We start from the raw sequence: 26,626 nt of genomic DNA on the forward strand, positions 1-26,626 counted from the left end.
GTTCCCAGAGGGCCGTGAGCCCGGCATGAACTCCCCATGAGTTCCTGGCCGGTGCCGTGGCCGAAGCGCCGAGTTCCTTTACAGCAGGGGGAGTCAAGAGCATGCGATCCATACGGCCGCCGTTCACCGTTCGCCGAGGGAGGGGCGCGTCCCGCAGAACCTCCCCCGTGCTGGCGACGGTCGCCCTCGCTTCGGCGCTGGCGCTGACCGCCACCGCCTGCAACGGTGACGACCACGCCGACGGCAAGCCGGCCGCCAGCGCGACGGCGAACGGGCCCGGCGACGGAAAGATCCAGATCCCGGACGACATCAAGGACAAGCTCAAAGAGCACGGGATCGACATCGACAAGTGGAAGAACGGCGCCTGGAAGAACTGGAACAGGGACGACTGGCTGCGCGAGGCCAACGACTTCATCAACCCGATCATCAAGGGCCTGTGGGACCCGGACCGGATGCGGCGCGCCAACGACCCCGACAAGGACAAGGGTGTCGACGACAACGACATCTCCGGTGACCAGGGCGTGACGGACCCGACGCCGGCGCCGGTGAAGGCTCAGGCCGTCCGGCCGCCGTACCACACCAACGCGGCCACGTCGGGCAAGGTCTTCTTCGACTCCCCCGAGGGCACCATGGTCTGCTCGGCGACGGTCGTGGAGGACCCGGCACACCCGGGCAAGTCCAACCTCATCTGGACGGCGGGTCACTGCGTGCACGCCGGCAAGAGCGGCGGCTGGTACCGCAACATCGCCTTCGTGCCGTCGTACAACAACGCGGCCAAGTCGGCCGACCAGCTGCAGAACGCGAGCAGGGAAGCGATCGCGCCGTACGGCGTCTGGTGGGCCGACGGGGCGAAGACGTCCCAGCAGTGGATCGATCAGGGTGGTGAGACCGGCGGCAACGGTGCCTCCTACGACTTCGCCGTGATCCATGTGACGCCGGAGCAGGGCAACGCCGGCAAGTCGCTGGAGGAGACGGTCGGCGGCGCGCTTCCGGTGAACTTCAACGCCCCAGCGGTGCCGAAGGTGCGGAGCATCACGGCGACCGGCTACCCGGCGGCGGCTCCGTACGACGGTCAGCTGGCGTACCAGTGCCAGGACAAGCCGGGCCGGCTGTCGATCAACAAGCCGGACCCGACGATGTACCGCATCGGCTGCACGATGACCGGCGGCTCCTCCGGCGGCGGCTGGGTGGAGACGGGCACGGACGGCAAGCCGGCGCTCGTGTCCAACACGTCCATCGGCCCGGTGACTTCGGGCTGGCTCGCGGGTCCCCGTCTGGGTGAGGTGGCCAAGGGCGTGTACGACTCGGTCAGCAAGAAGTTCGCCGGGCGGTAGTCCCGCGGGCACAGCCCGGGCATGGGCGGCGGCGAGGCGTCTCACAGGAACCTTCACCGTCTCGCCGCCGTCCGTCCGCAGTCCCACGGGCATAGTGGGATGTCATCAAAAGCTTCAACGGGGGTTATCGCACCAATGCGTTCCGCACGTAGGTCCTCGACGGGCCGTCGCCGTACCGTCCTCGCCGCGACCGGCCTGGTAGCCGCCCTGGCGCTCACCGCCACGGCCTGCAACGGCTCCGACGACGACAAGGCGGGCGGCCAGGCCGGCGCCGGTGCGTCCCAGGCCGCCGACGACGGCGGCAAGGTCCACATCCCGGCCGACATCGCGGACAAGCTCAAGAAGCACGGCATCGATGTCGACAAGTGGCAGAACGGCGGCTGGAAGAACTGGGACAAGGACAAGTGGCTCAGTGAGGCCAAGGACTTCGTCAACCCGGTGATCCAGGGCCTGTGGAAGCCGGAGCGGATGAAGTCCGCCAAGGAGGCCAACAAGACGCTGTCCACCAAGGACGCCGCCGCCGACCAGGGCGTCAGCGATCCGGAGCCGCAGCCGGTCGAGGCCGTGGCGGAGAAGACGCCGTACCACCGGAACGCGGCCCCCGTGGGCAAGGTCTTCTTCGACTCGCCCGAGGGTGCGATGGTCTGCTCCGGCACGGTGATCAAGGACGTCAACCACCCGGGCAAGTCCAACCTGGTGTGGACGGCGGGCCACTGTGTGCACGCCGGCAAGGAGGGCGGCTGGTACCGCAACATCGCCTTCGTGCCGTCGTACAACGACCTCGGCAAGCCGGAGTCGGAACTGGCGAACGCGACGACCTCGCAGGTCGCCCCGTACGGCACCTGGTGGGCGGACTGGGCCTCGACCTCGAACGAGTGGATCCAGGGCGGCTCGGAAACGGGCGGCTCGGGTGCGGCGTACGACTACGCGGTGCTGCATGTGAAGCCCGAGTCCGGGGCGAAGTCGCTGGAGGAGACGGTCGGGGCGGCCCTCGACGTCGACTTCTCGGCGCCGTCCGCGACCCAGGTGTCGACCATGGGCGCCTGGGGCTACCCGGCGGCGCCGCCGTTCAACGGGCTGAAGATGTTCAAGTGCCTCGACCGGCCCGGCCGGCTGTCGCTGAGCTCGTCGCTGCCGACGATGTACCGGATCGGCTGCACCATGACCGGTGGCTCCTCCGGTGGCGGCTGGTTCCGTGTGGTGAACGGCAAGACGGAGCTGGTCTCGAACACGTCGATCGGCCCGACGAACAACACCTGGCTCGCCGGCCCGCAGCTGGGCCAGGAGGCGCAGGCCCTCTACGAGGACATGAGCAAGACGTACGGCGGTCGGTGACCCGCACACGACAGAAGGCCCGCCCCTCGCGAAAGGGGCGGGCCTTCTGGCTGTCCTGCGTGTCTCAGGCGAGCTGCGCCGGAACGTACGGCGCGAGGTCGGCCGCGAGTTCCTCGTGCACCCTGACCTTGAGCAGGGTGCCCTCCGCGGTGTGCTCCTCGGAGATCACCTCGCCCTCGGTGTGGGCGCGGGCGACGAGCTTGCCGTGCGTGTACGGCACGAGCGCCTCGATCTCGACCGACGGCCGCGGCAGGTCGCTGTCGATCAGTGCGAGCAGTTCCTCGAGGCCCTGGCCGGTGCGGGCCGAGACCGCGATGGAGCGCTTCTCGATCCGCAGCAGCCGCTGGAGCACCAGCGGGTCGGCCGCGTCCGCCTTGTTGATCACGACGATCTCGGGTACGTCGGTGGCGCCGACGTCCCGGATCACCTCGCGCACGGCGGCGAGCTGCTCCTCCGGGGCCGGATGCGAGCCGTCCACCACGTGCAGGATCAGGTCGGAGTCACCGACCTCCTCCATGGTGGAGCGGAACGCCTCGACCAGGTGGTGCGGCAGGTGCCGGACGAAGCCGACGGTGTCGGCCAGGGTGTAGAGGCGGCCGCTCGGCGTCTCCGCGCGCCGGACGGTCGGGTCCAGGGTCGCGAACAGGGCGTTCTCGACCAGGACGCCCGCGCCGGTGAGGCGGTTGAGCAGGGAGGACTTGCCGGCGTTGGTGTAGCCCGCGATGGCGACGGACGGCACCTTGTGGCGCCGGCGCTCCTGGCGCTTGATCTCGCGGCCGGTCTTCATCTCCGCGATCTCCCGGCGCATCTTCGCCATCTTCTCGCGGATCCGTCGCCGGTCCGTCTCGATCTTGGTCTCACCGGGGCCACGGGTGGCGAGGCCGCCGCGACCGCCACCCATCTGGCGGGACAGCGACTGACCCCACCCTCGGAGCCTCGGCAGCATGTACTGCATCTGCGCGAGCGCGACCTGCGCCTTGCCCTCTCGGGACTTGGCGTGCTGGGCGAAGATGTCGAGGATCAGGGCCGTACGGTCGATGACCTTGACCTTGACGACGTCCTCGAGCTGGATCAGCTGGCCCGGGCTCAGCTCACCGTCGCAGATGACGGTGTCGGCGCCCGTTTCGAGGACGATGTCGCGCAGCTCCAGGGCCTTGCCGGAGCCGATGTAGGTGGCCGCGTCGGGCTTGTCCCGGCGCTGGATCACGCCGTCGAGCACGACCGCGCCCGCGGTCTCGGCGAGGGCGGCCAGCTCCGCGAGGGAGTTGTCCGCGTCCTGCGCCGTTCCCGTGGTCCACACCCCGACGAGCACGACCCGCTCCAGGCGGAGCTGTCGGTACTCGACCTCGGTGACGTCCTCGAGCTCGGTGGAGAGGCCGGCCACACGGCGCAGCGCCGCGCGGTCGGAGCGGTCGAACTGGTCGCCGTCCCGCTCGCCGTCGATCTCGTGGCTCCAGGCGACGTCCTCTTCCATCAGGGCATCGGCCCGAAGACCTTCGGGATAGTCGTGCGCGAGGCGCTTGGTGTCCTGGGAAGGGGAAGAAGAGGAGGTCATTGGATCCTTACGTCGATGCGAATGCCGATTGGGCGGTCATAGTGAGAACGCGTGGGCACCCCGGGAGATTCCCGTGTCCGTGCCGCGCCGACCTGAAGATGGTCGCACGGTACGGCCCGTCTCGTCACCGCCTTATTTCCGGGCCGGGCCTTTGGCGTGCCTGGCGTCTTCGGCGTGCTTGGCGTGCTTGGCGTCCTTGGCCGGCTCCATGCTCTTCCAGTCCGGGTGGCCGGGCATCGGCGGGGTCTTCTCGCCGTACAGCCAGTCCGTGAGGAACCCGCTCAGGTCGCGGCCGGCGACGGCCGAGGCGAGTCGGACGAAGTCGGCGGTGGTGGCGGTGGAGTCCCGGTGCTGCTTGACCCACAGCTTCTCCAGGCGCTCGAAGGCCCGTACGCCGATCTCCTGGCGCAGGGCGTACAGCGCCAGCGCGGCGCCGTCGTAGATGTTGGGGCGGAAGATGCCGATCTTCTGGCCGGGCGCGGGCGGCTTGGGCCGGGCGGGCGGGCCACCGGAGGCGCGCCAGCTGTCGGAGACGCTGTAAGCGGCCTTCATCCGGTCCTCCATGGGCTTGTGCGCCTTCTCCTCCGTGTAGAGGGACTCGTACCAGGTGGCGTGGCCCTCGTTCAGCCAGACGTCGGACCAGGTGCGGGGGCTGACGCTGTCGCCGAACCACTGGTGGGACAGCTCGTGCACCATGACCGACTCGATGTACCACTGGGGGTAGTCGGGCTCGGTGAACAGGTGCTTCTCGAAGAGCGAGAGGGTCTGCGTCTCCAGTTCGAAGCCGGTGGAGGCCTGTGCCATGAGCATCCCGTACGTCTCGAACGGGAACTTGCCGACCTTGCTCTCCATCCAGGCGATCTGGTCGGGCGTCTTCGCGAGCCAGGGTTCGAGTACCTTGCGGTCGGCGCTGGGCACGACGTCGCGGACCGGCAGCCCGTGCGGTCCCTCGCGGTGCAGGACGGCGGAGCGGCCGATGGACACCTGGGTGAGTTCGGTGGCCATGGGGTGCTCGGTGCGATAGGTCCAGGTGGTGGTGGCGCCGACCCGGACCGCTCCGGCCGGTACCCCGTTGGCCACGGCGGTGTAGTCGTTCGGGGCGGTGACGTGGATGGTGAACATCGCCTTGTCGGAGGGGTGGTCGTTGCACGGGAAGACCAGGTGGGCGGCGTCGGCCTGGTTGGCCATGGCAAGGCCGTCGGAGGTGCGCACCCAGCCGCCGCCCTCGTCCTTGCCGGCGACGGGATCGCTGGTGTGCTTCACGGTGATCCGGGTCCAGTGTCCCTTGTGCAGGGGGCGGTCCGGTGTGACGACCAGGTCCTCGCCGACGCTGGTGAAGCCGGCGCGGCGGCCGTCGACCTCGACGGACTCGACCCTGCCGTGCGCGAAGTCGAGGTTGACGCGGTCCAGGGCGGTGGTCGTCCAGGCGTCGATGGTGGTCACGGCCTGGAGCGGCTTGTCGTTGGAGCCGGGATAGGTGAAGGACAGGTCGTACGACGCCACGTCGTATCCCGGGTTGCCCAGGTACGGGTAGAGGCGGTCGCCGACGCCCAGGGGCTGGGCGGGTGCGGCGGCCGCGAGGAGGCAGACGGAGACGGCGGAGGCGAGCAGGGCCGCCGTCCGGCGGCGCAGGGGCCGGTGGTTCGCGCGCGGGCGGGGGGTGAGCGGCATGCAACACCGCTACCAGCGCGCGCGTGCGCCACGGCGGCGACGCGCGCCCGGCCCACCCGAACGGGTTGGTCCGGAGCGCCTTCTTCAGGAAGCCGGGCGTCTGCTCTGCCAGGAAGCCTGGCGTCTCTTCGATCAGGACTCCCGGCGTCTCTAGGAAGCGGGCGCCTGGTGCTGGGCCCTGCTCACGTCGTACACGCCGGCCACGTCGCGCATCGCGCGCATGAGGGCCGGGAGGTGGGCCGCTTCGGGGAGCTCGAGGGTGTAGGTGTGGCGCACCCGCTGCTGGCTCGGGGGTTCCACCGTCGCGGAGACGATCTCGGCGCCCTGCAGAGCGATCGCCTCGGTGAGGTCGGCGAGCAGATGGGGGCGGCCGAACGATTCAGCGACCAGGGTGACCCGGCACGCGGTGGTGTCTCCCCAGCGCACACCGATCTCCGCACGCCCCCGGCTCTTCATGTGCGCCACGGCCGCGCATCCCACGCGGTGCACGGTCACCACTCCCCCGCGTACGGCGAAGCCGGTGATCTCGTCGGGCGGTACGGGCGTACAGCAGCCGGCGAGGCGCACGGTGGCCCCGGGACGGTCCACCAGGACGTCGGCGCCGCGCGGGCGGCCCGCGGGGGCGCCGTCGGTCCCGGCGGACCGGGCGGCCGTACCGCTCGCCGCGGCCGCGCCGCCTCCCGCGCCGGCGGTGCCCCCGCCGGCTCTGGCGGTCCCGCCCTCGGCGCCGCTCGCCGCGGCCGCGATGGTCCCGCCCCCTTCCTCGGTCCCGTCCTCCGCGTCCCCGGCCGGGTGCGTGGCCAGCCACCGCTGGATGGCGATGCGGGCGGCCGCGGTGTGGGCGTGCTCCAGCCACTCGCGGGAGGGTTCGGAAGCCGGGTCCTGGCCCATGAGGAGCTGGACCGTGTCGCCGTCCCTCAGAACCGTGCTGAGGGTCGCCAGGCGGCCGTTGACGCGGGCGCCGATGCAGGCGTGGGCGTCCTCGCCGTACTGCGCGTAGGCGGCGTCCACGCAGGTGGCGCCCTCGGGCAGGCCCAGGGTGCCGCCGTCGGGCCGGAAGACGGTGATCTCGCGGTCCTGGGCGAGGTCCTCGCGCAGGGTGGACCAGAAGGTGTCCGGGTCGGGCGCGGCCTGCTGCCAGTCGAGGAGGCGGGAGAGCCAGCCGGGGCGGGTGGGGTCGGCGCGCTCGCCGTCGGCCGGGTCGTCGGAGCCGGGCGCGTACGGGTTGCCGAGGGCGACCACGCCGGCCTCGGCGACCTTGTGCATCTGGTGGGTGCGGATGAGGACTTCGGCGACCTGGCCGTCCGCGCGGGCGACCGCGGTGTGCAGGGACTGGTAGAGGTTGAACTTCGGTACGGCGATGAAGTCCTTGAACTCCGAGACGACCGGCGTCATGCAGGTGTGCAGTTCGCCGAGGACGCCGTAACAGTCCGCGTCCTCGTTCACGAGCACCAGGAGGCGGCCGAAGTCGGCGCCGCGCAGTTCTCCGCGCTTGCGGGCCACACGGTGGACGGAGACGAAGTGGCGGGGGCGGATGAGGACTTCGGCCGGGATGTCGGCCTCGCGCAGCACCCCGCGGACCTCGTCGGCGATCTCCGCGAGGGAGTCGTCGGAGCGGGCCGCGTTCGCGGCGATCAGCTCCCGGGTGTGTGCGTACTCCTCGGGGTGCAGGATGGCGAAGACGAGGTCTTCCAGTTCGGTCTTCAGGGCCTGCACGCCGAGGCGTTCGGCGAGCGGGATGAGGACGTCGCGGGTGACCTTGGCGATCCGGGCCTGTTTCTCGGGGCGCATCACGCCGAGCGTGCGCATGTTGTGCAGACGGTCGGCGAGTTTGATCGACATCACGCGCACGTCGCTGCCCGTGGCGACGAGCATCTTGCGGAAGGTCTCGGGCTCGGCGGCCGCTCCGTAGTCGACCTTCTCCAGCTTCGTGACGCCGTCGACCAGATACCGCACCTCCTCGCCGAACTGTTCCCGCACCTGCTCCAGCGTCACATCGGTGTCCTCGACGGTGTCGTGGAGCAGAGATGCCGTCAAGGTGGTGGTCTCGGCGCCGAGTTCGGCCAGGATCAGGGTCACGGCCAGCGGGTGCGTGATGTACGGCTCGCCGCTCTTGCGCATCTGACCTCGGTGCGAGGACTCGGCCAGGACGTAGGCGCGGCGCAGGGGTTCGAGGTCCGCGTCGGGGTGGTGGGCGCGGTGCGCCTCGACGACGTGGCCGATCGCGTCGGGCAGTCTGCCGCGGGCGGCGGGGCCGAGCAGCGCGGCCCGGCCGAGCCTGCGCAGGTCGATCCGGGCCCGGGACTTCCTGCGGGCCACTGCGGGCGCCGGGGGCGCTACCGGGCCAGGGGTCGCAGGGTTCGTGGCCTCCGCACTCATGGGCACCTCCGGCTCGTCGACCGGCGGACAGAGCCCAGGGCATGCGCGGCTCAGGGATGGCGACGTTCCCCCGTCCGTGCCGGTGCTTGATGCTACCGAGCCCACCACGTGCGACTGGCCGCCTCTGGCCGAGCGTGAAACGGATCACCCATTCGAGCGACGACGAGGAGGTTTAGAGTTTGCGCCACCTGCCCTGCACTCGGCCGCGGTTTCGAACGGTCCCGGCCGCCGGAAATCGCCGAACCAGGCGTCCGGAGCCGCTCGTTGCGCGGTTTCCCCAGGTCAGCGGAGCGCGTTTTCCAGCCACTCGGAGTCGATCTCGCCCTCGGCGACGATCACGGCGGGTCCGGTCATCTCGATCTCTCCGTCGGGCCGTTCGGTGATGACCAGACGTCCGCCGGGTACGTCCACGGTGTACGTCGCCGGCGTGCCGGTGACGGCCGGGTCGGCGCCGTCACGCCGGGCGGTGGCCACGGCGACCGCGCACGCACCCGTGCCGCAGGAACGGGTCTCGCCGGAGCCGCGCTCGTGCACGCGCATCGCGACGTGGCGGGGGCCGCGGTCGACGACGAACTCGACGTTGACCCCGTCCGGGTAGGCGGCGGCCGGGCTGACGGGCGGCGGGGCGTACAGGTTGCCTGCGTGCGCGAGGTTCTCGACGAAGGCGACGGCGTGCGGGTTGCCCATGTTCACGTTGCGCGCGGGCCAGCTGCGCTCGCCGACGTTCACCGTGACCTCGCCCTCGGGCAGGCGGGCCCTGCCCATGCCGATGGTGACGTCACCGGCGGCGAAGCCGCTATTGGGCACAGTCTTCGCGATGTGCACGCTCTTCACGCCCGCGCGCGTGGCGATCGCGAGGTCGCCTTCGCCCACGAGTCCGGCGTGCTGGAGGTAGCGGGCGAACACACGGGTGCCGTTGCCGCACATCTCCGCGATCGAGCCGTCGCCGTTGCGGTAGTCCATGAACCACTCCGCCTCGGCGGCCATCTCCCGGGCCTCCGGGTGCGCGGCGGACCGTACGACGTGCAGCACCCCGTCGCCGCCGATGCCGGCGCGGCGGTCACACAGGATGGCGACGGCCTCCGGAGTGAGGTCGAGGGTGTTCTCGGGGTCCGGGACGATCACGAAGTCGTTCTCGGTGCCGTGGCCCTTGAGGAAGGGGATCCGCTTGCGCGTGCTCATTCCTCGATCGTAAGGGAAGGGCGTTGTCGAGCTGCGGGTCGGTGGGGACCGACGGGGCGGGGCAGGCCGGTGCGACGGTGCGGGTCGGTGGGGGTTGATCGCGCCCACGCGGCGGAGCCGTACATCGATGCGGACCCGCACCCCCTTCGGGGCGCCTCAGCGGAGCCTTGCCACCCGCCAGACGGCAAGGATGACCACGACGGCCACCAGCAGGACGTACCCGAGCACCACCCGCCAGTCCGGGCGGCGGCCCGAGCCGCGGGCCGGCAGGCCCGGCCAGGTGTAGCCCACTCGGCGGGCGGCCATCATGCCCCAGCCCGCGGCGCAGGAGCAGATCAGCAGGCCCAGCATGGCGATCACCGCGCCGCTGTCGCCGAAGTCGAAGGCGAGCGGGAAGGCGAACATCAGGGAGCCGCCCGCGGCCAGGGCCACGATGGGCGCGAGCTGCCAGATGCGCAGCCGCCGCTGCGGGCGCAGCTCGACCTCGACCTCCGGACCGCTCGCGTACATCTCCTCGGGCGCAGGCCCGTCGGCGGTCACGCCGCCCGGGGTCTCGTCGGGCCCGTCGTCGGCCAGGTCCGTCAGGTCCGTCAGGTCCGTCAGAGGGTCCTCACGCTGGTCCGGCTCGTCACCGTCGGTGGTGACGTGCTCGGCACTCTGTGCGGTGTCGCGAGGGCCGGCCTCCATCGCCACGCGCCCTCCCAACTAGGACTCCACTTGGTCGATCGAAGCACGATGATGGCACGGCGCCGCTGGCCCCGTTGACCGGCGGCGCATCCCGATGCCAGGACGTGATCAGGCTGTAACCGGTCGGTCGACCAACGCCAGGGCCTGCCGCGGAAGTTCCCCGCGGTCCGCCGCGGCCCCACTCAGCCAGTGCACCCGCGGATCGCGCCTGAACCATGAATCCTGACGGCGCGCGAAGCGCTTGGTGGCGCGTACGGTCTCGGCCCGTGCTTCCGCTTCGGTGCAGTCCCCGGCGATCGAGGCGAGTACCTGCTGGTAGCCCAGCGCGCGCGAGGCCGTGATGCCCTCGCGCAGCCCCTGCGCCTCCAGGGCGCGCACCTCGTCGACGAGGCCCGCCTCCCACATCCGGTCGACGCGGCGCGCGATGCGCTCGTCGAGTTCGGGGCGAGCGACGTCGACACCGATCTGGACGGTGTCGTAGACGGAGTCGTGGCCGGGAAGGTTGGCCGTGAAGGGCTGCCCGGTGATCTCGATCACTTCCAGGGCGCGGACGATACGGCGGCCGTTGCTGGGCAGGATCGCGCGGGCGGCCTCGGGGTCGGCGGCGGCCAGGCGGGCGTGCAGGGCCCCGGAGCCGCGCAGGGCCAGCTCCTCCTCCAGGCGGGCCCTGACCACGGGGTCGGTGCCGGGGAACTCCAGGTTGTCGACGGCTCCGCGGACGTACAGGCCGGAGCCGCCGACCAGGATCGGCCAGCGGCCCTCCGCGAGCAGGGCGTCGATCCGCGCGCGGGCCAGCTTCTGGTACTCGGCGACGGAGGCGGTGACCGTCACGTCCCAGATGTCCAGCAGGTGGTGCGGGACGCCGCCGCGCTCCTCGGGCGTCAGCTTGGCGGTGCCGATGTCCATCCCTCGGTAGAGCTGCATGGAGTCGGCGTTGACGACCTCGCCGCCGAGTCGCTGGGCCAGGAAGACGCCCAGATCGGACTTTCCGGCCGCTGTGGGTCCGACGACGGCGATGACGCGGGGGGCGGGAGATGCGCTGCTCACCGCACCAGTCTCGCAAACCTCACGGACACGCCTCGAACGAGTTACGTGACGGCGCGCAGCTCGCGTCGTTGCACCGAGGTGCCCATGGGTCGCTGGACACGGTGACCCGGGCGGCGCAAACGGACGCACCGCGTGACGCGGGAGTTCGCCCGCATGAGTAACGTATGGAGTGGATATGGGCGTTTTTGCACGGCTCCTCGGCAGGTCGAAGGCGACGCAGGAGGCGGCTGCCGACGAGGTGGAGACCGGCACCGAGTCGGGAGTGGCCGAGGTGGCGGAAGCTGATCGGGCAGCGGAGGCGAAGGTGTCGGCCGAGGACGGGCGCGAGGACGAGGGCGAGGCGACGGAGGCGAAGGCCGCCGAGGCCGGCGCGTCCGAGGGCGCCGAGATCCCCAAGCAGCAGTCCGCGGACGAGGCCGCCGACAACGAGGCCGGTGAGGGCGCCCGCACATGACTGTCCCCGTGAGGGAAGGTGGACCATGGGTCTGATGGACAACGTGAAGGCCAAGCTCGCCCCGGCCCGGGACAAGGTGTCGGACCTCGCCCAGAAGCACGGAGGCAAGGTCCAGCACAGCCTCGACAAGGCCGCCAAGGCCGTGGACGAGCGGACCAAGGGCAAGTACAGCGACAAGATCCACGCCGGTACGGACAAGGCGAAGGGGGCGATGGACCGCCTCGCGCACAAGGAGGGTCCGGAGGCCGGCGACGCCGCGACCCCGACCCGGCCGGAGGGCCCGCCACCGGCTTCCTGAACGACACGCGGATCGGCGGACGGCCGTGGAGCGCCAGCGCTCCCGGCCGTCCGCCGTTTCGTCTTCGTCTCCGCCAGCGGGCGGCGCCCGGGGCTACTCCGCCGCGGGGCGACGCCTAGGACCAGGTGGCGACCAAGTACCCGACGCCGTACGGGGCGTCGTCGTAGAGCAGTGCCCCGCTCAGGCCCGTGCCCTCGGCCGCTCCGGCGAGTACCTGCCAGGGCGCGCGGCCGGAGGCCTTCAGCTCGTACGCCAGCTCGGCGTCCAGTGCCTCGACGGCCGCCACGTCCGCCGCCGCCAGCGCACGCGCGACCTCGGCGTCGAAGGGCGCCGCCCGCTCGTCCAGGTATCCCGGTGCCTTGAGCGTGCGGCACGCGCTGGCGTCGCCCATCACCAGCAGCGCTACCCGCCCCGCCCGGGCGGCGATGTCCCGTCCGGCCTCGACGCAGCGCTCGGGCGCGAGCGGTTCCCCGACGCCGAGCCCCTCGATCGGGGCGTCCGCCCAGCCGGTGCGCTCCAGCAGCCAGGCGCCGACGGCCAGCGAGGTGGGCAGCTCACGCTCGGGGACGGCGTCCGTGGCCGCGCCGAGGCGTACGTCCACGTCGACGCCGAAGCCCCGGAAGGAACCCGGGGTGCCCTGCGGGTGCCGGCCGCGCCCGCTCTGCTCGGCGGGCCCGACGACCACCAGCAGGTCGGGGCGGGCGGCGGCGAGCACGCCGAGCGCGTCGGTGCACGCCGCGCGCGCGGTGTCCAGTTCGGGTGCGGCACCCGCGGCGACCTCGGGCACGAGCAGCGGCGGGCAGGGGCAGACGGCTGCGGCGACAAGCATGATCGGGAGCCTACTGCCAGGGGGGCGGCACCGGCTCGGAGCTCCACACCAGCTCGGCCAGCCGGTAGATCACGCGGAACGTGGAGACCAGACCCTCGATGTTCGCGTAGTACGCGTCCCCGTCCCCGATCCGGTAGACGTCACGGCGCTTCTGGCGCAGCCCGTGGCGGGGGCGATGGGTGCAGGCGAGCTCGTAGAGGCGGGCGCGGGCCTCCTCCCGGGTGCCCTCGAAGCGCGCCGCCTCCTCGCTGCGGTACTCGTCCCCGTAACCGAACTGCGCGAGAACCACCCAGTGCGCCATGTTCCCCCCGCCCCTCGGTTCCGGGTGCGCTCAGTCCAGCGCGCAGCCGCTCGTGGCGGCCGGCAGCGGCGCCGGGACCCCGATCGTCGGGAGCCCGAGCATCACGCCCGCCGGCTTGGCGGCCTCCGCGGCGTTGCGCTTCTCCCAGGCGTCGCCCGCGCGCGTGCGGCGCACGGCGAGGACGGGGCCCTCGGCGAGGAGGTGGTGCGGGGCGGCGTACGTGATCTCGACGGTGACCACGTCGCCGGGGCGGACCTCCTGCTCCGGCTTGGTGAAGTGGACCAGCCGGTTGTCGGGGGCGCGGCCGGACAGGCGGTGGGTGGCGCCGTCCTTGCGGCCCTCGCCCTCGGCGACCATCAGGTCCAGGGTGCGGCCGACCTGCCTCTTGTTCTCCTCCCAGGAGATCTCCTCCTGGAGGGCGACGAGACGCTCGTAACGCGCCTGGACGACCTCCTTGGGGATCTGGTCGTCCATGGTGGCGGCGGGGGTGCCGGGCCGCTTGGAGTACTGGAAGGTGAAGGCCTGCGTGAAGCGCGCCTCGCGGACGACGTGGAGGGTCTGCTCGAAGTCCTCCTCCGTCTCCCCGGGGAAGCCCACGATGATGTCGGTGGTGATCGCGGCGTGCGGGATGGCGGCTCGCACCTTCTCGATGATCCCGAGGTAGCGGTCCTGCCGGTAGGAGCGGCGCATCGCCTTCAGGACGGTGTCCGAGCCGGACTGGAGCGGCATGTGCAGCTGCGGCATGACGTTCGGCGTCTCGGCCATGGCGGCGATGACGTCGTCGGTGAAGTCGCGCGGGTGCGGGGAGGTGAAGCGGACGCGCTCCAGGCCCTCGATCTGCCCGCACGCGCGCAGCAGCTTGCTGAAGGCCTCGCGGTCGCCGATGTCGGAGCCGTACGCGTTGACGTTCTGGCCGAGCAGGGTGATCTCGGAGACGCCCTCAGCGACCAGGGCCTCGATCTCGGCGAGGATGTCGCCGGTGCGGCGGTCCTTCTCCTTGCCGCGCAGGGCCGGGACGATGCAGAAGGTGCAGGTGTTGTTGCAGCCGACGGAGATCGAGACCCAGGCCGCGTAGGCGCTCTCGCGCCGCGTCGGCAGGGTGGAGGGGAACGCCTCCAGGGACTCGGCGATCTCGACCTGCGCCTCTTCCTGCACGCGCGCGCGTTCCAGCAGGACCGGCAGCTTGCCGATGTTGTGCGTACCGAAGACGACGTCCACCCAGGGCGCCTTCTTCACGATGGTGTCCTGGTCCTTCTGCGCGAGACAGCCGCCGACCGCGATCTGCATGCCGGGGCGGCTCGCCTTCTTGGGGGCGAGGCGGCCGAGGTTGCCGTAGAGGCGGTTGTCGGCGTTCTCGCGCACCGCGCACGTGTTGAAGACGACGACGTCCGCGTCGCCGTCCGACCCCTCGGGGGCGCGCACGTACCCGGCGTCTTCGAGCAGCCCGGCCAATCGCTCGGAATCGTGGACGTTCATCTGGCACCCGTAGGTGCGGATCTCGTAGCTCTTGGGTGCTGGAACGTCCACTGCCGGGCTCCGGTCGCTGCTGCTGGTCATGGGTCAAGGGTAGGCGCTTCCCGGGAACCCCTTGCCCGCTGTTTCCGGGAGCGGGCGCCTAGCCTGGTAGTGGAGATCCGCCCGTGAGTTCCGTATCTGGTCCCAGCGAGCCCGAAGATCTCGTGCGAGCCCTCAGAGCCGCCGGGATCAAGGATGAGCGACTGCTCGAGGCCGTGCGCACGACGCCCCGGGCGGGATTCGTCCCGGCCGGTGAGGTGGCCGCCTCCTACCGTGACGTACCCGTGGCGATCGGGCAGGGACAGGTCACCACGCAGCCGTCGCTGTCCGCCCTGATGATCGAGAGCCTCGGTCTGACCGGGAGCGAGCATGTCCTCGAGGTCGGTACGGGCCTGGGCTTCCAGACCGCGCTGCTGGCCCGGCTGGCCGCCGACGTGGTCAGCGTCGAGGTGCGGCCCTGCATCGCCCGGCAGGCGCGCGTGAATCTCGCCCGGCACGGCGTGCGGAACGTGGAGCTGCGGGTCGGCGACGGCAGCGGGGGCGTGCCGGACCTGGCTCCGTACGACGCGGTCCTCGTGTCGGCCGCGTTCCCGGAGGTGCCCGCGCCGCTGGTCGCGCAGGTGCGCGGGGGCGGCCGCCTCGTACAGCCGATCGGGCCGGGCGGGCACGAGCAGGTGGTGTGCTTCGAGCGGACCGCGTCGGGTCTCGAGCAGTCGCGGGTGGTGACCTCGGCGCGCTTCGTCCGGCTGCAGGGACGGTACGGCTTCGCGCTGGACGACGCGGAATCTCGTTGAGGCAGTCGGGGAGTCGAAGGAGTCGAGGCGAGAGAGCCGGGCGGCAGTTCGGCATCCCCGCCGACGAGGCCGAGCGGATCTGCTCGCTCGACCTGCCGGACGTCGATCTCGTCGACACCCTGGCGCGGTGAGGCCGTCCCCCCTGCGCGGCGGCCCGGACCGTGTTGTGGACGCTGTCGTCCGGGCCGCGCGACGGTCGTCAGAAGGCGCCGGGCGTGCGGCCGAGGGTGCTGTCCGGGTCGGCCGGGACGGCGCCCTCGACCTGACCGGCATACAGCTCGGCCTTGTACGAGGCCAGGGGCTTGAGGCCGACCGGCGGCGCGACGTCCCTGCGGACGGTCCAGGTCCAGGTCCAGGTGGCGATGGACACGCCCGCGTGCGACTGAGGTCAACTGTCGTAAGAAACCGATATGTAGCGCGCCCAGCGCACAAAGGGATGAACAGGATGTCAATGTGACAATCATGTAAGCAACTGATGCCTCCATATGCGCTCTGCCTATGCCCGTGTCCCTGTCGCTTGAATGGCATCAGGTGAGACAGACCGCCCGGCTGTTCCCCGTGAGACATCTCAGGCTTCGTGCCCCCTCACCCACCTGCCGCCGGCCGGTCGCGCCGCACGCGCCCCCCACTCACGGTCGGCCGCACAACTCGCCTGCAAAGGGCAGCACAACGAGCGCAAGGAGGCCTCGTCATGCCAACTCTCACCTCGCTGACACCCACCCAGAGCCACAACGGGATCACCCTCACCCTCACCGGCACGGGGCTGTCGGGCACGACCAAGGTGAACTTCGGGACTAAGAGCGTCACTCCCGCCACCGTGGCCGCAACCACCGTCACCGTCGTCATCCCCGTGCTGTGCGGTGGCCAGATCTCCGTGAGCGTCACCGCGGGAACGACGACGAGCAACTCCCTCGCGTTCTACTACATCAACCCCCCGGAGCCCACGGCCCTCAGCTCCAACACCGGCCCGGCGACCGCCACTTCGCTCAGCGTCCTGGGCAGCGGCCTGCTCACCGCGACCGGGGTGACCTTCGGCTCCGCGGGCGCCGGCACCGGGCTGACCGTCGTCTCCGACAGCGAGCTCACCATCACCTGCCCGGCGCATGGCGCGTTCACCGCCCCCACCGACACGGTGAACGTCACCTGCGTCACCGCCGGAGGCACCAGCATCCCGCTCGGCGCCCCCACCCAGTACACCTACTACGACGTCCCGACCGTCACCTCGCTGTCCCCCACCTCGGGAACGGTCGGCTCCAGCACCACCGTCACCGGCACCAATCTCGTGGACGTCAGCAGCGTGACGTTCACACCCACCGGCGGAGGCACCGCGGTCGAGGCCGACTTCTCGAGTTTCTCCGCCACCAGCCTGGTCGCCACCGTCCCCTCGGGGCTCGCCACGGGCACGTACGACGTCCAGGCCACCACTCCGGGCGGCCAGACCGCGGCCGTCGCCGGCGACGTGTTCACCGTCGTCTGATCCGCGGACCCGCCCAGGGCCGAAGTGCCGTCAGCACCTCCGCGGTCGGCCGGGCACGGCCCGGCGAGCGCCGAGCGTGAACCCGCTGCGTCCCGGCCGGCGCGTGCCGGCCGGGGCGCAGCACCCGAGCAGTGCAGGAAGGAGCAGGCCATGGCCCCGGTAGTGACCAGTCTCGATCCCAGCCAGGGACGGGCCACGGGTGGGACCTCGGTGACGGTCAACGGCAGCGGCTTCACCGGGGTCATCGCGGTGCGGTTCGGTACTGTCTCGGCCTCGTTCACCGTGATCAGTACCACCCAGATCATCGCCACCTCACCGCCGGGCTCCGGCACGGTCGACGTCACGGTCTCCGCGACGTCGGGCACGAGCAACGGCGTCCCGTACACCTACGTCGCGGCCCCGGCGCTCACGTCCCTGACGCCCAATCAGGGGCCGACCTCCGGAGGGAACACGGTCACCCTGACCGGTACCAGTCTGTCGTCGGCCACCGCCGTGCGCTTCGACACGCGCACCGCTGTCATCACCGGCAACACCTCCACCCAGGTCACCGTGGTCGCGCCGGCGGCGCCGCCTGCCCCCGCTGAGGTCACCCTGACCACGGCGAGCGGCGTCAGCAATTCACTGCCCTACTTCTACATCCCGGCCCCGACCATCAGCCGGCTCGACCCCCCGCGGGGCCCGCTCTCCGGCGGAAACACCGTCACCATCACCGGAACCAACCTGACACTAACCAGCGCCGTCCGGTTCGGAACCAGTGCGGCCACCGGCATCGTGGTCGACTCCGACAGTGTGATCACCGCGAACGCCCCCAGCGGATCGGGCACCGTGACCGTCACCGCCACCACACCAGGCGGCACCAGCGCCCCCGGACCGGGCACCGCGTACTACACCTACCTCCCGGCTCCGGTCGTCAGCAGCCTCACCCCCGCCTCGGGCCCCGCCCTCGGCGGAACCACCGTCACCCTCACCGGCAGCGGCCTCACCTACACCGACCAAGTGCTGTTCGGGGGCGTTCCGGTGCCTTTCACGGCCGTCTCCGACACGAAGGTCGTCGCCGTGGCCGCCGGAGGGACACCGGGCACGGTGACGGTTGTCCTGCGCACCCCGGCGGGCACCACTTCGGGCATCCCGTACCAGTACGTCACCTGAGCTGGGGCGAAGGGCATACGCCGAATGGACCCGATACCGCCGAAAGCCGTGACGGTATGACGGGTTTTCTGCATGTGATGTTGGTGTTCTCGGTGCGGCCCGGGCCGACGCCGATCGCCGAGCGAAGCCGGTCCCGCACAGGTTTCCCTCGTCCCGGAACGGGTGTTGCGAACCGTCACGACGGCACGCAATAGACAACGGTTTGGACGGGGTATGCCTGGGTGGCCGAGCTGTTGTGGAAACTGACGGTCCAGCTGCCGTCGGGATCCGAGCCCGGGCTCGTACTCCGAAAACTGCGCACGGGGATGACCTCGTCGCCTCCCACCCAACCGCCGGAAATCGCCTTCTGCCCGACGGGACAGACGGCGTCCACAGCCGCGGTCTCCCCCGGTCCGAGCGTCGTCTGATCTCCGAATACGGGAGTGACGACGGCGGTGCCGGAGGGGCCTTGAGGACCGGCGGGTCCGGTGGCCCCGGTCTCACCGGCGGGTCCGGTGTCACCCTGAGGACCAGCAGGACCAGCAGGTCCGGCCGGTCCGGTGGCCCCGGTCGCACCAGCAGGCCCGGTGGCTCCCATCTCGCCCTGAGAACCGGCAGGCCCGACAGGCCCAGTGGCTCCGGTTTCACCAGTGGGCCCAGCAGGTCCGGTCTCGCCCTGCGGACCGACCGGTCCGGCGGGTCCGGCCGGTCCAGTGGCCCCAGTCTCACCGGCAGGCCCAGCGGCTCCCGTCTCGCCCTGAGGACCAGCAGGACCAGCAGGACCGGTGGCCCCAGTCGCACCAGCAGGCCCGGTGGCTCCCATCTCGCCCTGAGAACCGGCAGGCCCGACAGGCCCAGTGGCTCCGGTTTCACCAGTGGGCCCAGCAGGTCCGGTCTCGCCCTGCGGACCGACCGGTCCGGCGGGTCCGGCCGGTCCAGTGGCCCCGCTCTCACCAGTAGGCCCGGCGGCTCCCGTCTCGCCCTGAGGACCAGCAGGACCAGCAGGACCGGTGGCCCCAGTCGCACCAGCAGGCCCGACGTCACCCTGAGGACCAGCAGGTCCGGCCGGTCCGGTGGCCCCAGTCTCACCGGCAGGCCCGGCGGCCCCCGTCTCACCCTGAGGACCAGCAGGACCAGCAGGACCTGCATCACCTTGAGGACCAGCAGGACCAGCACCAGTTGCCCCGGTCTCGCCCTGAGGACCAGCAGGTCCGGCAGGTCCGGCAGGCCCGGCATCACCTTGAGGGCCGGCGGGTCCGGCCGCCCCGGCGGCCCCGGTGTCGCCCTGGGGGCCCGGGGGACCTGGCGCACCCTGGGGACCCGGCTCACCGCACACCGGTACGGCACCCGAGACTCGGACGTAGCGGGCAGCCACCCAACCCGACCGGTTCGCGAGCCTGTACCACGTCGTATCGCCGCCGACGCTCTCGCCTCGCGCCTTGCACCAAATGCTGATCCGGGCGTCCGTCGGGTAATGGCCCAACTCGTCAGCGCGACTCGTCGGTTGGGCGCGGATACTCAAGCCGTTCCTCGCCCTGACAATCCCGCGAACCCCGGCCGGGGGCACGTTCCGCTGTACTTTCGCGGACGCACTTCCTGACAGTGCGGCGCCCGTTAATTCCTGAGCTGCCGCTACGGACCCTGACAACTCACACGCCAGACCGAGACTCACCGCTCCCAGCACAAGCGATGAAACAACAATCCTTCGCATCACAAACCGTCACACCTTCCGTCGCGCGCGTGCGATCAAGGGAGATGTGAAGAGCCAAACGCAGATAGCACTGAAAATCTTGTTATGACACGAATATAACTGAATCTCACCTTCCTGACCGACAAGGCCCGTGCCGCACCTGGCGCATCCCGCCGGGCTTCGGCCATGGCAGAGCCTGTCCGGTCATCGGTGCAACTCGGGGTGAATGAGTTACCGGCGGGCGGCGGAAAGGCGCCTGTCGAAGGTGATCTCGAAGGCGTCAAGGGCAGCCTTCCATCGCTGCGACCAGCGACTTCCTGGCGTTTTTGAAGAAGGCCGTCAAGCCGCATGCGGGGACGGAGATCCATGTCGTCCTGGACAGCGCGGCACTGCCCTGGCGCCGGCGGTAGCCGGGCGGGCGCCCCTCGGCGCATGAGCCCGGCATGCGTCAACTGCCCTTCTCACAGTGGAACTTCGGGTTCACAGCGGAACTTCGGGCGAGCGGGTTCCCCCCTCGCACCCGCTCGCACCCGCTCGCACCCGCTCGCCCCACCCCCGCAACCGCTCATGCGGAGCGGGGGTCTGCTCCCATTCCATCGGGTCGGCCGGTCGCCCGCCGGTCGTGCGCCGGGCGGATCCCGGCGGTTATGCGCTCCACGAGCGCCGCCGCCTCGGGCGTACGCACCACGAAGTGGACGTCCCACCCGGCGCCGCGGGCCAACTCCGCCTCCACGGCGGCCCATACGGCGGCCAGGCTGATGTCGTACGGCAGTCCGCCGCGGCCCGAGCCGAGCAGCGGGAAGCACACCGAGCGCAGCGGCGGGTCGAAGCGGTCGTGTTCCTCCGCGAGGAGCGCGAGCGCGCGGGAGGCGGCCCGGGTGATGTCGGACGGCAGCACGTCGTAGTCGTTGGTCCCGGCCCGTGGCACGGCGACCGCCGCGTGGTAGATCCGTCGTACGCCCTGTGCGGCCAGGGCCCCGGTACCGGTGGCGGCCACGGTGCCGGGCAGCACGGCGCGGCCCGAAGTGCCGTTCCGGCAAGCCCAGTTGCTCAGCTCGTCGTGGACCGGGTCGTCCAGGACGTCACCGGTCACGCCGCGCACCGAGGCCACACGGCGCAACGAGGCGGCAACGGACGACTTGTACCGCTCGGGCAGCGCGAAGTGCACGTTCGACGGGGAGACGACCACGTCCACGTCACGCAGCAGATCCACCGGGTGCACATGGAGGGTGAGCGTCGCCGGCCGCTCGCCGACCCTGACCCGCACGGTCCGGTGCGTGCCGACCCCCTCCTCGGGCACGGCGGCGGCTCCGGGCGCCGCGGCCATCTCCGCCGCCAGCCGCAACACGTGCTCGGCGACCTGCCCGAGGACCATCACCTCGTGGTCCTTGCGGAACCGCTCGACGCTCACCCCGTACACCGAGGCCGCCCGGGCCCGGCGGGAGGACGCGGGCCAGTCCCGGGTGCCCTGGGCCAGCCCCAGGGTGTACTCGGCGGCGGTGCGCAGGGTCCCGGCGTCCAGACGCGACACGGCGAGCCGCAGCAGCGTCTCGACGGCCGGGCCGGGAGTCCGGACGCCGGTCACGATCACCGCCTGCGCCGCCGACTCCAGGCCGGGCAGCGCGCGCCCGCGCAGCCTCACCAGTCCGGCGCGCCTGACCTCCTTGAGTTCACGGAGAAGTGACGCAAGGTCAGGGAGGGACGATGCCATGCGCCCACGATGGCATCACGTCTCGGCCACCGACAAGCGGGACGGGGCGGTCCCCACATCACTGCCACACGGGCTCCGAGATGACCGCCCGCAGCGGTTCGAGGATCTCGTTGGCCTTCTTCATGCCCTCCTGGGAGCCGAGGTCCGGGATCCCGCCGTCCCGCAGCACCTCCAGCGGCCTGCCGTCGCAGTGCTCGAAGCGGTCGTGGAAGAGCACCAGGGCACGCTGGGCCCGGTTGCGCCGGGACTCCCAGATCAGCCCCATCGCATCCGGTGCCTGCGCCCGGATCTCGCTCGACCAGCGCCGCGCGACCGCATAGTTGCTCTCGTCCTCAAGGAGCGTGGAGTCCTGGCAGACGGCAGCCAGGTCCTGCCCGTCGACCAGGGAGACCAGGTTCAGCTCGCACCGGGTGCGCAGGCCGCTCAGCGACCGCCGCCAGACGGCGCTGTAGGGGATCCGCCGCGTACCGGCCGGCAGTTCGAAGGGCCGGGAGCGCAGCACGCTCTCCGCGAGGGCGGTGAGCTGGGTGTCCGCCAGATACAGGCTGTGATAGGGATCCAGCACCGTGCCCTCGAAGCGGCCGCCGCCGAAGTGGATGTCCGCGAGCTTCGGACTGAACTGGTCCGGCGCGTACTTCGACTGGTGCACCCGCCACAGCTCGGTGCCGGCCGGGATCACCAGACGGTTGGGGCGCAGCTCCAACTCGATCATGGGGAAGAAGTCGCTCATCAGTCCCCCTCCACCAGTGCGGTGGCAGCGCCGACCAGCCGATGGTCCGGCAGCCGGCCGAGCAGCGACGCGGGTGTCCCGCCCAGCCAGGTGTTGCCGCTGAGCCACCAGGCCGCGGCGCCCCAGGGGTCGATGTCGGCGAGGAGCAGCCGGTTGACCGCGAGGACGACCTCGCGCGGGGTGCCGCCCCCCTCGCCGAACTGGAACTCCGGATAGCGGTCGCCGTCCCGGGGATCCGTCAGTCTGATCAGCTCGGGGGGTGGCGCGCCGCCGCAGCGGACCCGCGCCTCGTCGGCCGAGAGGGCAGGCGCCCCGAGCAGCATCCGGTCCTCTTCGGACGCGGTGCCGTACGCCGGTTCGGGGGCGGGCGGCAGGGCTGTCAGCAGGGCCATCAGCTCGCGCGCCCCCACCACGGTCTTCGGCCCGGGGGGCGCCGCGACCAGCCGTACGGCGGAGTCCAGCGCCCTGCGCACCGGATGGTCCAGCGGCAGGGGCAGCAGAGCCAGACGAACCCCCTGGCACGCCCTGCGCACGGCCCTGTCGTCGACCGCGTCCGTGGCCGCGAGGGCCTCAAGACGGGCCAGCAGCACCGCGTACTCCTCGTCGTCGAGCGCCTCGCGGATGGTGTCCCGGTGCTCGCCGATCAGGGCGAGCAGCCGCTCCGTCGAACCGCCTGGGCCGTCGCTCGTGCCGCCGTCGTTCATGCGTTCCCCCCTTCGGTACCTGCTTCTGTCTCTCCACGACTTCCGGGTCTCGCCGCTCCCGGTCCCGGATGCCCCTGGTGGATGAAGGCGGCCCAGAGCGCGATCCGGTCGAGATCGGGGCGTTCGAGCTGCCGCAGCAGTTCGCCGCCGAGCGAGCCCGGGTTCGTGCGGTGCGGGTCGAGCATCCACAGCTGTGCGGCCCTGAGCGCGTCGACGGGGCTGAGCCCGTCGACGGTCAGGTGGTGGTGGAACACCGCCATCAGCAGCGCCGACGCGCTGTCCTGGGTCGTCCACCGTGATCCGACGACATCCCGGGCGCCGCCCGCGACGAACGCCGTGGTGAGGGTCAGCGCCTCGTCGTGGTCGCGGGTGCTCAGATCGGTCTGGCACGCGCTGAGGACGACCAACGGCCCGTCCTCGGCGCCCTGTTGGTCCGGCCGGTCGAGAAGCCGGGTCACCGTCAGCAGGCCCGGTCCCGCTTCTTCCGCCGTCTCCCCGGTGTCCTCGGAGGCGGCGAGACGCAGCGCCGAGACCGTGGGACGCGTGCCCGCCGATCCGTGCGAGGCCACGTGGAGCAGCGAGGTCCCGTCGGCGAGGAACGCGAGGACGTCGTCGGGCGTGCCGGGGGTCAGCTCCTCGTCGGCCAGTTCGAAGATCCCCCCGCACATCCGGGCCTGCCCGTAGAAGGCGTCCCGCAGGGCCATGACCTCGACCTCGGCATGCGTCAGGTCCATGCCCGGGTCGGCCAGCAGGACGGGGGCGGCCGCCGGTTCGCGCGGCGCGCGCCTCAGCGTCCGCAGGAACTGGCTGCCGGACGCCGCGTAGCTGATCACGGTGGTCTGGCAGAGGTAGGTGTGGGTCGCCTCCTCCGGGAGGCGCGCGGCGTGCCAGGGGACGATGCCGAGCCGTCCGCAGGGCACCAGGACGAGCCTGAGCGGCCGGTCGTCCCGGTCCCCCTCGGCGGCGAGCCGCTCCGCCACATCGGCGAGGAGGGGGCGGAGCACCTCGAAGGCCCAGTCGCAGAGCGCCGTGAGGGCTTCCTCCCAGGTCTGTTCGGCGGACGGGGCGTTCCGGTCGGCGTCGCGTACGGCGGTTGCGTCGAGGTAGCGCTCCAACGGGCCGCTCCCGGCGCCGGACAGCAGCGGCCGTACCCCGACCGCGGCACCGAGTCGCGGACTCACCGCGAGCACCACGCCGGGGTTCCCGCCCTCGCCGGGGACCAGATAGACGAGCGCGTCGGCGCCGCTCTCCTCGATCCCGTCCGCGAGTTCGCTCAGTGTGGGGGTGCTGAGCAGGCCGCCCTCCCGCCGGTAGCCGAGGGCTTCGAGGGCCTGGCGGCGCAGCGTGCTCGGCAGTTCGTCGGGGACGCCGTCGTCGCCGGCACCGGTGCCCTCGGCCGTGTCGGCCGCCCGCCACGCCTCGGCCAGCTCGTGGTGCCCGCCCGCGTCGAGCAGTTCGGGCACGGCCGACGAGGCCGCCGCCGCGTGCAGCACCAGGGCCCGGCCCAGTTCCAGCGCGGCCACCGCCTCGTGCAGCCGGCCCTGCGAGGCCGCCCACAGCGCCGCCTGCACACCCCTGCTCGCTCCGGCGCGTGCCGCCAGCAGTCCGTGTTCCGCACCGTCCTGGAGGAGGACGTCGGCGGCGAGCGCGGTCAGCGCCTCCTTGGCGGCTTCCAGCGCGGCGACGTCCTTCACGTCCTCGTTGCGGACACCGCGCTCGCGATAGGCCTCGGCCAGAAACCACAGCGAGTCGGCGGCGACCCGCGGCGCCCTCCCTTCCCGGACGCCGGCACGGACCTGCTCCAGCTCGTCGATCAGCGTGTCGAGGACCGCGGGGTCACGGGTGAGGGCGTAATGCGCGCGCAGGGAGAGCGCGGAGGTGTGGCGCTCCCCGGTCGTGGCGCCCTGAGGGGGGCGGACGTGTTCCTTCATCGCCGCCGTGTCGCCGTCAAGGGCGGCACGGATCAGATCGAAGTCCGGAAGGTACGGCACATACATCTGGTCGGCGAAGGGGAGGCCGCTCGTCCTGATGCCGCTCGTCCCCTTCTCGTAGTACGGCACGGCACGCAGGAGCATCTCCCTGTCCTGGGTGACGATGCCGAGCCTGCCGTATGCCACGGCCAGTGCCATGAAGGCGACGAAACGGAACGGATGACCTTCCGGTACGGACTTCTCCAGCACTTCGGCCTCGTCCACCAGATCGCGGAGCGCCTGGACGTCCTCCGACTCCCCGGCGTCGACGACCCGGCCGCACAGCTCGAACGCGCGGCCCAGGACGACGGGATCCCCCACTTCCGGAGGCATCGATCCGCCGATCCTCTCGAAGAGGTCGACGACCCTCTCCCTGTGGGCACGCGCGACCGACCAGTCCTGCCGCGTGCCGCCGACGTCGAATCCGATACCGAGCAGGAGCGCCCTCAGGCTCTCCAGCGCGGCGCTCTGGTCGGGCTCGGGCAGCGGCAGATCCTGCGCCGAGCGCAGCCGCCGGAGGAGTTCGTTGAGGATACGAGCGGGATCGTCGCTCTTCCGCACGTCTTCGAGACCGTATGCGGTGGCCCCGACAGCGTCGACGGCGACGGCGAGCCGACGGATGTCGTCGAGGGTGGGCGGGGGCTCGGGGCGCGAAGTCGGGGTGGGAGTCGCGGAAGAGGCGGAAGCTGCGGAGTTGGTTGAAGCGGCAGGTGGGTTGGAGTCCGTGGGCGGTTGGGGATCCATCGCCAACGGGGGTTCCGCGGGCGCGTCGGAATCCATGAGCGGCTCAGGGTCGGCAGGCGGCTCCGGGCCGGTAGGAGGCTCAGGGTGGGCAGGCGGCTCCAGGCCAGTGGGCGGCTCAGGGTGGGCAGGCGGCTCCCGGTCCGCAGACGACTCAGCGCCCGCAGGTGACTCAGCGCCCGCGGACGGCGCCCGGCCCGCAGACGACACCTGATCCGCAGCCGACTCAGCGCCCGCAGCCGGCTCCCGGCCCTCAGACGACGCCCGACCCGCAAACGACTCAGCCCCCGCAGCCGACTCCGGGCCCGACCCCACGCTGCCCCCCGCCCCGGCCACCTGCCCGCCCGCCGGAGCCCCGGTCATGCCGAACACCCCTTCCACCGTCTTCCGCAGCTGATCCGCATACGGATCCCCGGCCGGCATCATGCTCGTGAGCGGGTCGAAGTACCCCGGCCCCGGGGCCGTCGTGAACAGTCCCTGCATCTGCCGCAGCCGGCCCAGGAACTCGGGTGGCAGGGGCAGCTCGACCACCTCCGCGGTCAGCGCCTGGATCTCCGCAACGACGCTCGCCATCCCGGCGGGTCCCACCCGGGTGACCCATTCGACGAGGGCGGAGAGGTCGGGCGCCGCCCCGAACCCGCCCTGCTGCGGCCGTAACGGCGTGACGAGCGGCAGCAGGAACAAGGCCGCCCAGCGCCGGTCCTCCACCGTCGCCGTCGCCCCCAGCTCCGTACCAGGGTCCCGTGCCTCCCTCAGCAGCTTCTCCGCACGCTCCCGGTCCGCGGGCGCACCGCCCCCGGCCAGGTGCCGCTGCGTCAGCGCGCCCGCCAGCCACACGCTCACCGCGCTGCGCAGCCCGGGGTCGTGGTCCAGCAGCCTTTCCAGCTGGTCGAGTTCGGTGACCGACGCGTCGAAGTCGCGCGGCGCCACCGTACCGGCCCCCATGGCGGGGACCAGCCGTCTGACCCGCTCCGCGGCGTCCGCGGCCCACGCGCGCAGCCCCCGTACGCCGCCGCTCTCCTCGTCGCTCACCGGCGTCCTGCCTTTCCGGGTCCTCGACAGCCCTTGGCCTGAACGCCACTATGCCGATCCAC

The 26,626-nt window shown here is 71.6% G+C and carries 22 protein-coding genes; 8 read left to right on the plus strand and 14 right to left on the minus strand.

Annotated elements, in window-relative coordinates; all coding sequences use genetic code 11:
* Window positions 1-101 precede the first annotated feature (101 nt).
* The gene (locus ACWC5O_RS15945; protein ID WP_450586914.1) at window positions 102-1,334 is read left to right on the plus strand and encodes a trypsin-like serine peptidase; all 1,233 of its coding nucleotides are present in this window, start codon (window positions 102-104) and stop codon (window positions 1,332-1,334) included.
* A 135-nt stretch (window positions 1,335-1,469) separates the two neighbouring features.
* Window positions 1,470-2,669, plus strand: a complete 1,200-nt coding sequence (locus tag ACWC5O_RS15950) for a trypsin-like serine peptidase (RefSeq protein WP_450586913.1) — start codon at window positions 1,470-1,472, stop codon at window positions 2,667-2,669.
* A gap of 64 nt (window positions 2,670-2,733) precedes the next feature.
* On the opposite strand, the gene hflX is transcribed toward ACWC5O_RS15950, so the two are convergent.
* The 6 genes from hflX to miaA all read right to left on the minus strand — a co-directional run bounded on the left by hflX (window position 2,734) and on the right by miaA (window position 11,190).
* Window positions 2,734-4,224, minus strand: a complete 1,491-nt coding sequence (gene hflX, locus ACWC5O_RS15955; protein WP_450586911.1) for a GTPase HflX — start codon at window positions 4,222-4,224, stop codon at window positions 2,734-2,736.
* 132 nt (window positions 4,225-4,356) lie between these two features.
* Entirely contained in the window at window positions 4,357-5,895 is a 1,539-nt protein-coding gene (locus tag ACWC5O_RS15960; protein ID WP_450586910.1) for a M1 family metallopeptidase, read from the minus strand.
* A 150-nt stretch (window positions 5,896-6,045) separates the two neighbouring features.
* Window positions 6,046-8,274 carry a RelA/SpoT family protein gene (locus ACWC5O_RS15965; protein ID WP_450586908.1) on the minus strand — a complete coding sequence of 743 codons (2,229 nt, stop codon included), beginning with the start codon at window positions 8,272-8,274 and terminating at the stop codon, window positions 6,046-6,048.
* 282 nt (window positions 8,275-8,556) lie between these two features.
* Window positions 8,557-9,456: a diaminopimelate epimerase gene (gene dapF, locus ACWC5O_RS15970; RefSeq protein WP_450586906.1), complete on the minus strand. Its 900-nt coding sequence runs from the start codon at window positions 9,454-9,456 to the stop codon at window positions 8,557-8,559.
* Window positions 9,457-9,612: 156 nt separating this feature from the next.
* Complete coding sequence (locus ACWC5O_RS15975; RefSeq protein WP_450587120.1) at window positions 9,613-10,143, minus strand: hypothetical protein; 531 nt, start codon at window positions 10,141-10,143, stop codon at window positions 9,613-9,615.
* 108 nt (window positions 10,144-10,251) lie between these two features.
* Window positions 10,252-11,190 carry a tRNA (adenosine(37)-N6)-dimethylallyltransferase MiaA gene (miaA, locus tag ACWC5O_RS15980; protein ID WP_450586904.1) on the minus strand — a complete coding sequence of 313 codons (939 nt, stop codon included), beginning with the start codon at window positions 11,188-11,190 and terminating at the stop codon, window positions 10,252-10,254.
* Between the two features lie 175 nt (window positions 11,191-11,365).
* On the opposite strand from miaA, the gene ACWC5O_RS15985 reads away from it, so the two are divergent.
* On the plus strand, window positions 11,366-11,644 hold the full coding sequence (locus tag ACWC5O_RS15985; protein WP_450586902.1) for a hypothetical protein: 279 nt from the start codon (window positions 11,366-11,368) through the stop codon (window positions 11,642-11,644).
* 25 nt (window positions 11,645-11,669) lie between these two features.
* Window positions 11,670-11,942, plus strand: a complete 273-nt coding sequence (locus tag ACWC5O_RS15990; RefSeq protein WP_450586900.1) for an antitoxin — start codon at window positions 11,670-11,672, stop codon at window positions 11,940-11,942.
* A gap of 115 nt (window positions 11,943-12,057) precedes the next feature.
* On the opposite strand, the gene ACWC5O_RS15995 is transcribed toward ACWC5O_RS15990, so the two are convergent.
* Genes ACWC5O_RS15995 through miaB form a run of 3 tightly spaced genes read right to left on the minus strand, consistent with a single transcriptional unit; the run spans window position 12,058 to window position 14,629 of the window.
* Window positions 12,058-12,771 carry a class III extradiol dioxygenase subunit B-like domain-containing protein gene (locus ACWC5O_RS15995; RefSeq protein ID WP_450586898.1) on the minus strand — a complete coding sequence of 238 codons (714 nt, stop codon included), beginning with the start codon at window positions 12,769-12,771 and terminating at the stop codon, window positions 12,058-12,060.
* Between the two features lie 10 nt (window positions 12,772-12,781).
* Window positions 12,782-13,072, minus strand: coding sequence for a hypothetical protein (locus ACWC5O_RS16000; protein WP_450586896.1), 291 nt, complete (start codon window positions 13,070-13,072; stop codon window positions 12,782-12,784).
* 30 nt (window positions 13,073-13,102) lie between these two features.
* Window positions 13,103-14,629 carry a tRNA (N6-isopentenyl adenosine(37)-C2)-methylthiotransferase MiaB gene (miaB, locus tag ACWC5O_RS16005; RefSeq protein ID WP_450586895.1) on the minus strand — a complete coding sequence of 509 codons (1,527 nt, stop codon included), beginning with the start codon at window positions 14,627-14,629 and terminating at the stop codon, window positions 13,103-13,105.
* A gap of 83 nt (window positions 14,630-14,712) precedes the next feature.
* On the opposite strand from miaB, the gene ACWC5O_RS16010 reads away from it, so the two are divergent.
* Both ACWC5O_RS16010 and ACWC5O_RS16015 read left to right on the plus strand, forming a co-directional pair.
* Window positions 14,713-15,381: a protein-L-isoaspartate O-methyltransferase family protein gene (locus ACWC5O_RS16010; RefSeq protein ID WP_450781005.1), complete on the plus strand. Its 669-nt coding sequence runs from the start codon at window positions 14,713-14,715 to the stop codon at window positions 15,379-15,381.
* Window positions 15,378-15,512: a hypothetical protein gene (locus tag ACWC5O_RS16015; protein WP_450586891.1), complete on the plus strand. Its 135-nt coding sequence runs from the start codon at window positions 15,378-15,380 to the stop codon at window positions 15,510-15,512. Before ACWC5O_RS16010 ends, ACWC5O_RS16015 begins: the two co-directional genes overlap by 4 nt.
* Window positions 15,513-15,580: 68 nt before the next feature.
* Here the strand turns inward: ACWC5O_RS16015 and ACWC5O_RS16020 are convergent, their stop codons facing one another.
* On the minus strand, window positions 15,581-15,751 hold the full coding sequence (locus ACWC5O_RS16020) for a hypothetical protein (protein WP_450586889.1): 171 nt from the start codon (window positions 15,749-15,751) through the stop codon (window positions 15,581-15,583).
* A gap of 321 nt (window positions 15,752-16,072) precedes the next feature.
* Between ACWC5O_RS16020 and ACWC5O_RS16025 the strand changes: the two genes are divergently transcribed.
* Both ACWC5O_RS16025 and ACWC5O_RS16030 read left to right on the plus strand, forming a co-directional pair.
* The gene (locus tag ACWC5O_RS16025) at window positions 16,073-16,858 is read left to right on the plus strand and encodes an IPT/TIG domain-containing protein (protein ID WP_450586887.1); all 786 of its coding nucleotides are present in this window, start codon (window positions 16,073-16,075) and stop codon (window positions 16,856-16,858) included.
* Between the two features lie 150 nt (window positions 16,859-17,008).
* Window positions 17,009-18,007, plus strand: coding sequence for an IPT/TIG domain-containing protein (locus tag ACWC5O_RS16030; RefSeq protein ID WP_450586885.1), 999 nt, complete (start codon window positions 17,009-17,011; stop codon window positions 18,005-18,007).
* A 2,234-nt stretch (window positions 18,008-20,241) separates the two neighbouring features.
* Here ACWC5O_RS16030 and ACWC5O_RS16035 read toward each other — a convergent pair.
* From ACWC5O_RS16035 to ACWC5O_RS16050, 4 genes are read right to left on the minus strand one after another with little or no spacing between them, the layout of a single operon-like run.
* Complete coding sequence (locus tag ACWC5O_RS16035) at window positions 20,242-21,387, minus strand: hypothetical protein (protein WP_450586884.1); 1,146 nt, start codon at window positions 21,385-21,387, stop codon at window positions 20,242-20,244.
* Between the two features lie 58 nt (window positions 21,388-21,445).
* Window positions 21,446-22,117 carry an RES family NAD+ phosphorylase gene (locus ACWC5O_RS16040; protein WP_450586882.1) on the minus strand — a complete coding sequence of 224 codons (672 nt, stop codon included), beginning with the start codon at window positions 22,115-22,117 and terminating at the stop codon, window positions 21,446-21,448.
* Window positions 22,117-22,821, minus strand: coding sequence for a hypothetical protein (locus tag ACWC5O_RS16045; RefSeq protein ID WP_450586880.1), 705 nt, complete (start codon window positions 22,819-22,821; stop codon window positions 22,117-22,119). Before ACWC5O_RS16045 ends, ACWC5O_RS16040 begins: the two co-directional genes overlap by 1 nt.
* Window positions 22,818-26,564, minus strand: coding sequence for a CHAT domain-containing protein (locus ACWC5O_RS16050; RefSeq protein ID WP_450586878.1), 3,747 nt, complete (start codon window positions 26,562-26,564; stop codon window positions 22,818-22,820). Before ACWC5O_RS16050 ends, ACWC5O_RS16045 begins: the two co-directional genes overlap by 4 nt.
* Between the last annotated feature and the right edge of the window lie 62 nt (window positions 26,565-26,626).

Source organism: Streptomyces sp. NPDC001450 (assembly GCF_053597295.1).

Bases quoted from the DNA above. Each gene is read 5' to 3' on its own strand.
- ACWC5O_RS15990 (WP_450586900.1), top strand. From the start codon at position 11,670: ATGGGTCTGATGGACAACGTGAAGGCCAAGCTCGCCCCGGCCCGGGAC.
- ACWC5O_RS16025 (WP_450586887.1), top strand. From the start codon at position 16,073: ATGCCAACTCTCACCTCGCTGACACCCACCCAGAGCCACAACGGGATC.
- dapF (WP_450586906.1), bottom strand. From the start codon at position 9,456: ATGAGCACGCGCAAGCGGATCCCCTTCCTCAAGGGCCACGGCACCGAG.
- ACWC5O_RS15975 (WP_450587120.1), bottom strand. From the start codon at position 10,143: ATGGAGGCCGGCCCTCGCGACACCGCACAGAGTGCCGAGCACGTCACC.
- ACWC5O_RS16040 (WP_450586882.1), bottom strand. From the start codon at position 22,117: ATGAGCGACTTCTTCCCCATGATCGAGTTGGAGCTGCGCCCCAACCGT.
- hflX (WP_450586911.1), bottom strand. From the start codon at position 4,224: ATGACCTCCTCTTCTTCCCCTTCCCAGGACACCAAGCGCCTCGCGCAC.
- ACWC5O_RS15985 (WP_450586902.1), top strand. From the start codon at position 11,366: ATGGGCGTTTTTGCACGGCTCCTCGGCAGGTCGAAGGCGACGCAGGAG.
- ACWC5O_RS15995 (WP_450586898.1), bottom strand. From the start codon at position 12,771: ATGCTTGTCGCCGCAGCCGTCTGCCCCTGCCCGCCGCTGCTCGTGCCC.
- ACWC5O_RS15950 (WP_450586913.1), top strand. From the start codon at position 1,470: ATGCGTTCCGCACGTAGGTCCTCGACGGGCCGTCGCCGTACCGTCCTC.
- ACWC5O_RS16035 (WP_450586884.1), bottom strand. From the start codon at position 21,387: ATGGCATCGTCCCTCCCTGACCTTGCGTCACTTCTCCGTGAACTCAAG.
- ACWC5O_RS15965 (WP_450586908.1), bottom strand. From the start codon at position 8,274: ATGAGTGCGGAGGCCACGAACCCTGCGACCCCTGGCCCGGTAGCGCCC.
- ACWC5O_RS16045 (WP_450586880.1), bottom strand. From the start codon at position 22,821: ATGAACGACGGCGGCACGAGCGACGGCCCAGGCGGTTCGACGGAGCGG.
- ACWC5O_RS16000 (WP_450586896.1), bottom strand. From the start codon at position 13,072: ATGGCGCACTGGGTGGTTCTCGCGCAGTTCGGTTACGGGGACGAGTAC.
- miaB (WP_450586895.1), bottom strand. From the start codon at position 14,629: ATGACCAGCAGCAGCGACCGGAGCCCGGCAGTGGACGTTCCAGCACCC.
- ACWC5O_RS16030 (WP_450586885.1), top strand. From the start codon at position 17,009: ATGGCCCCGGTAGTGACCAGTCTCGATCCCAGCCAGGGACGGGCCACG.
- ACWC5O_RS15960 (WP_450586910.1), bottom strand. From the start codon at position 5,895: ATGCCGCTCACCCCCCGCCCGCGCGCGAACCACCGGCCCCTGCGCCGC.
- ACWC5O_RS15945 (WP_450586914.1), top strand. From the start codon at position 102: ATGCGATCCATACGGCCGCCGTTCACCGTTCGCCGAGGGAGGGGCGCG.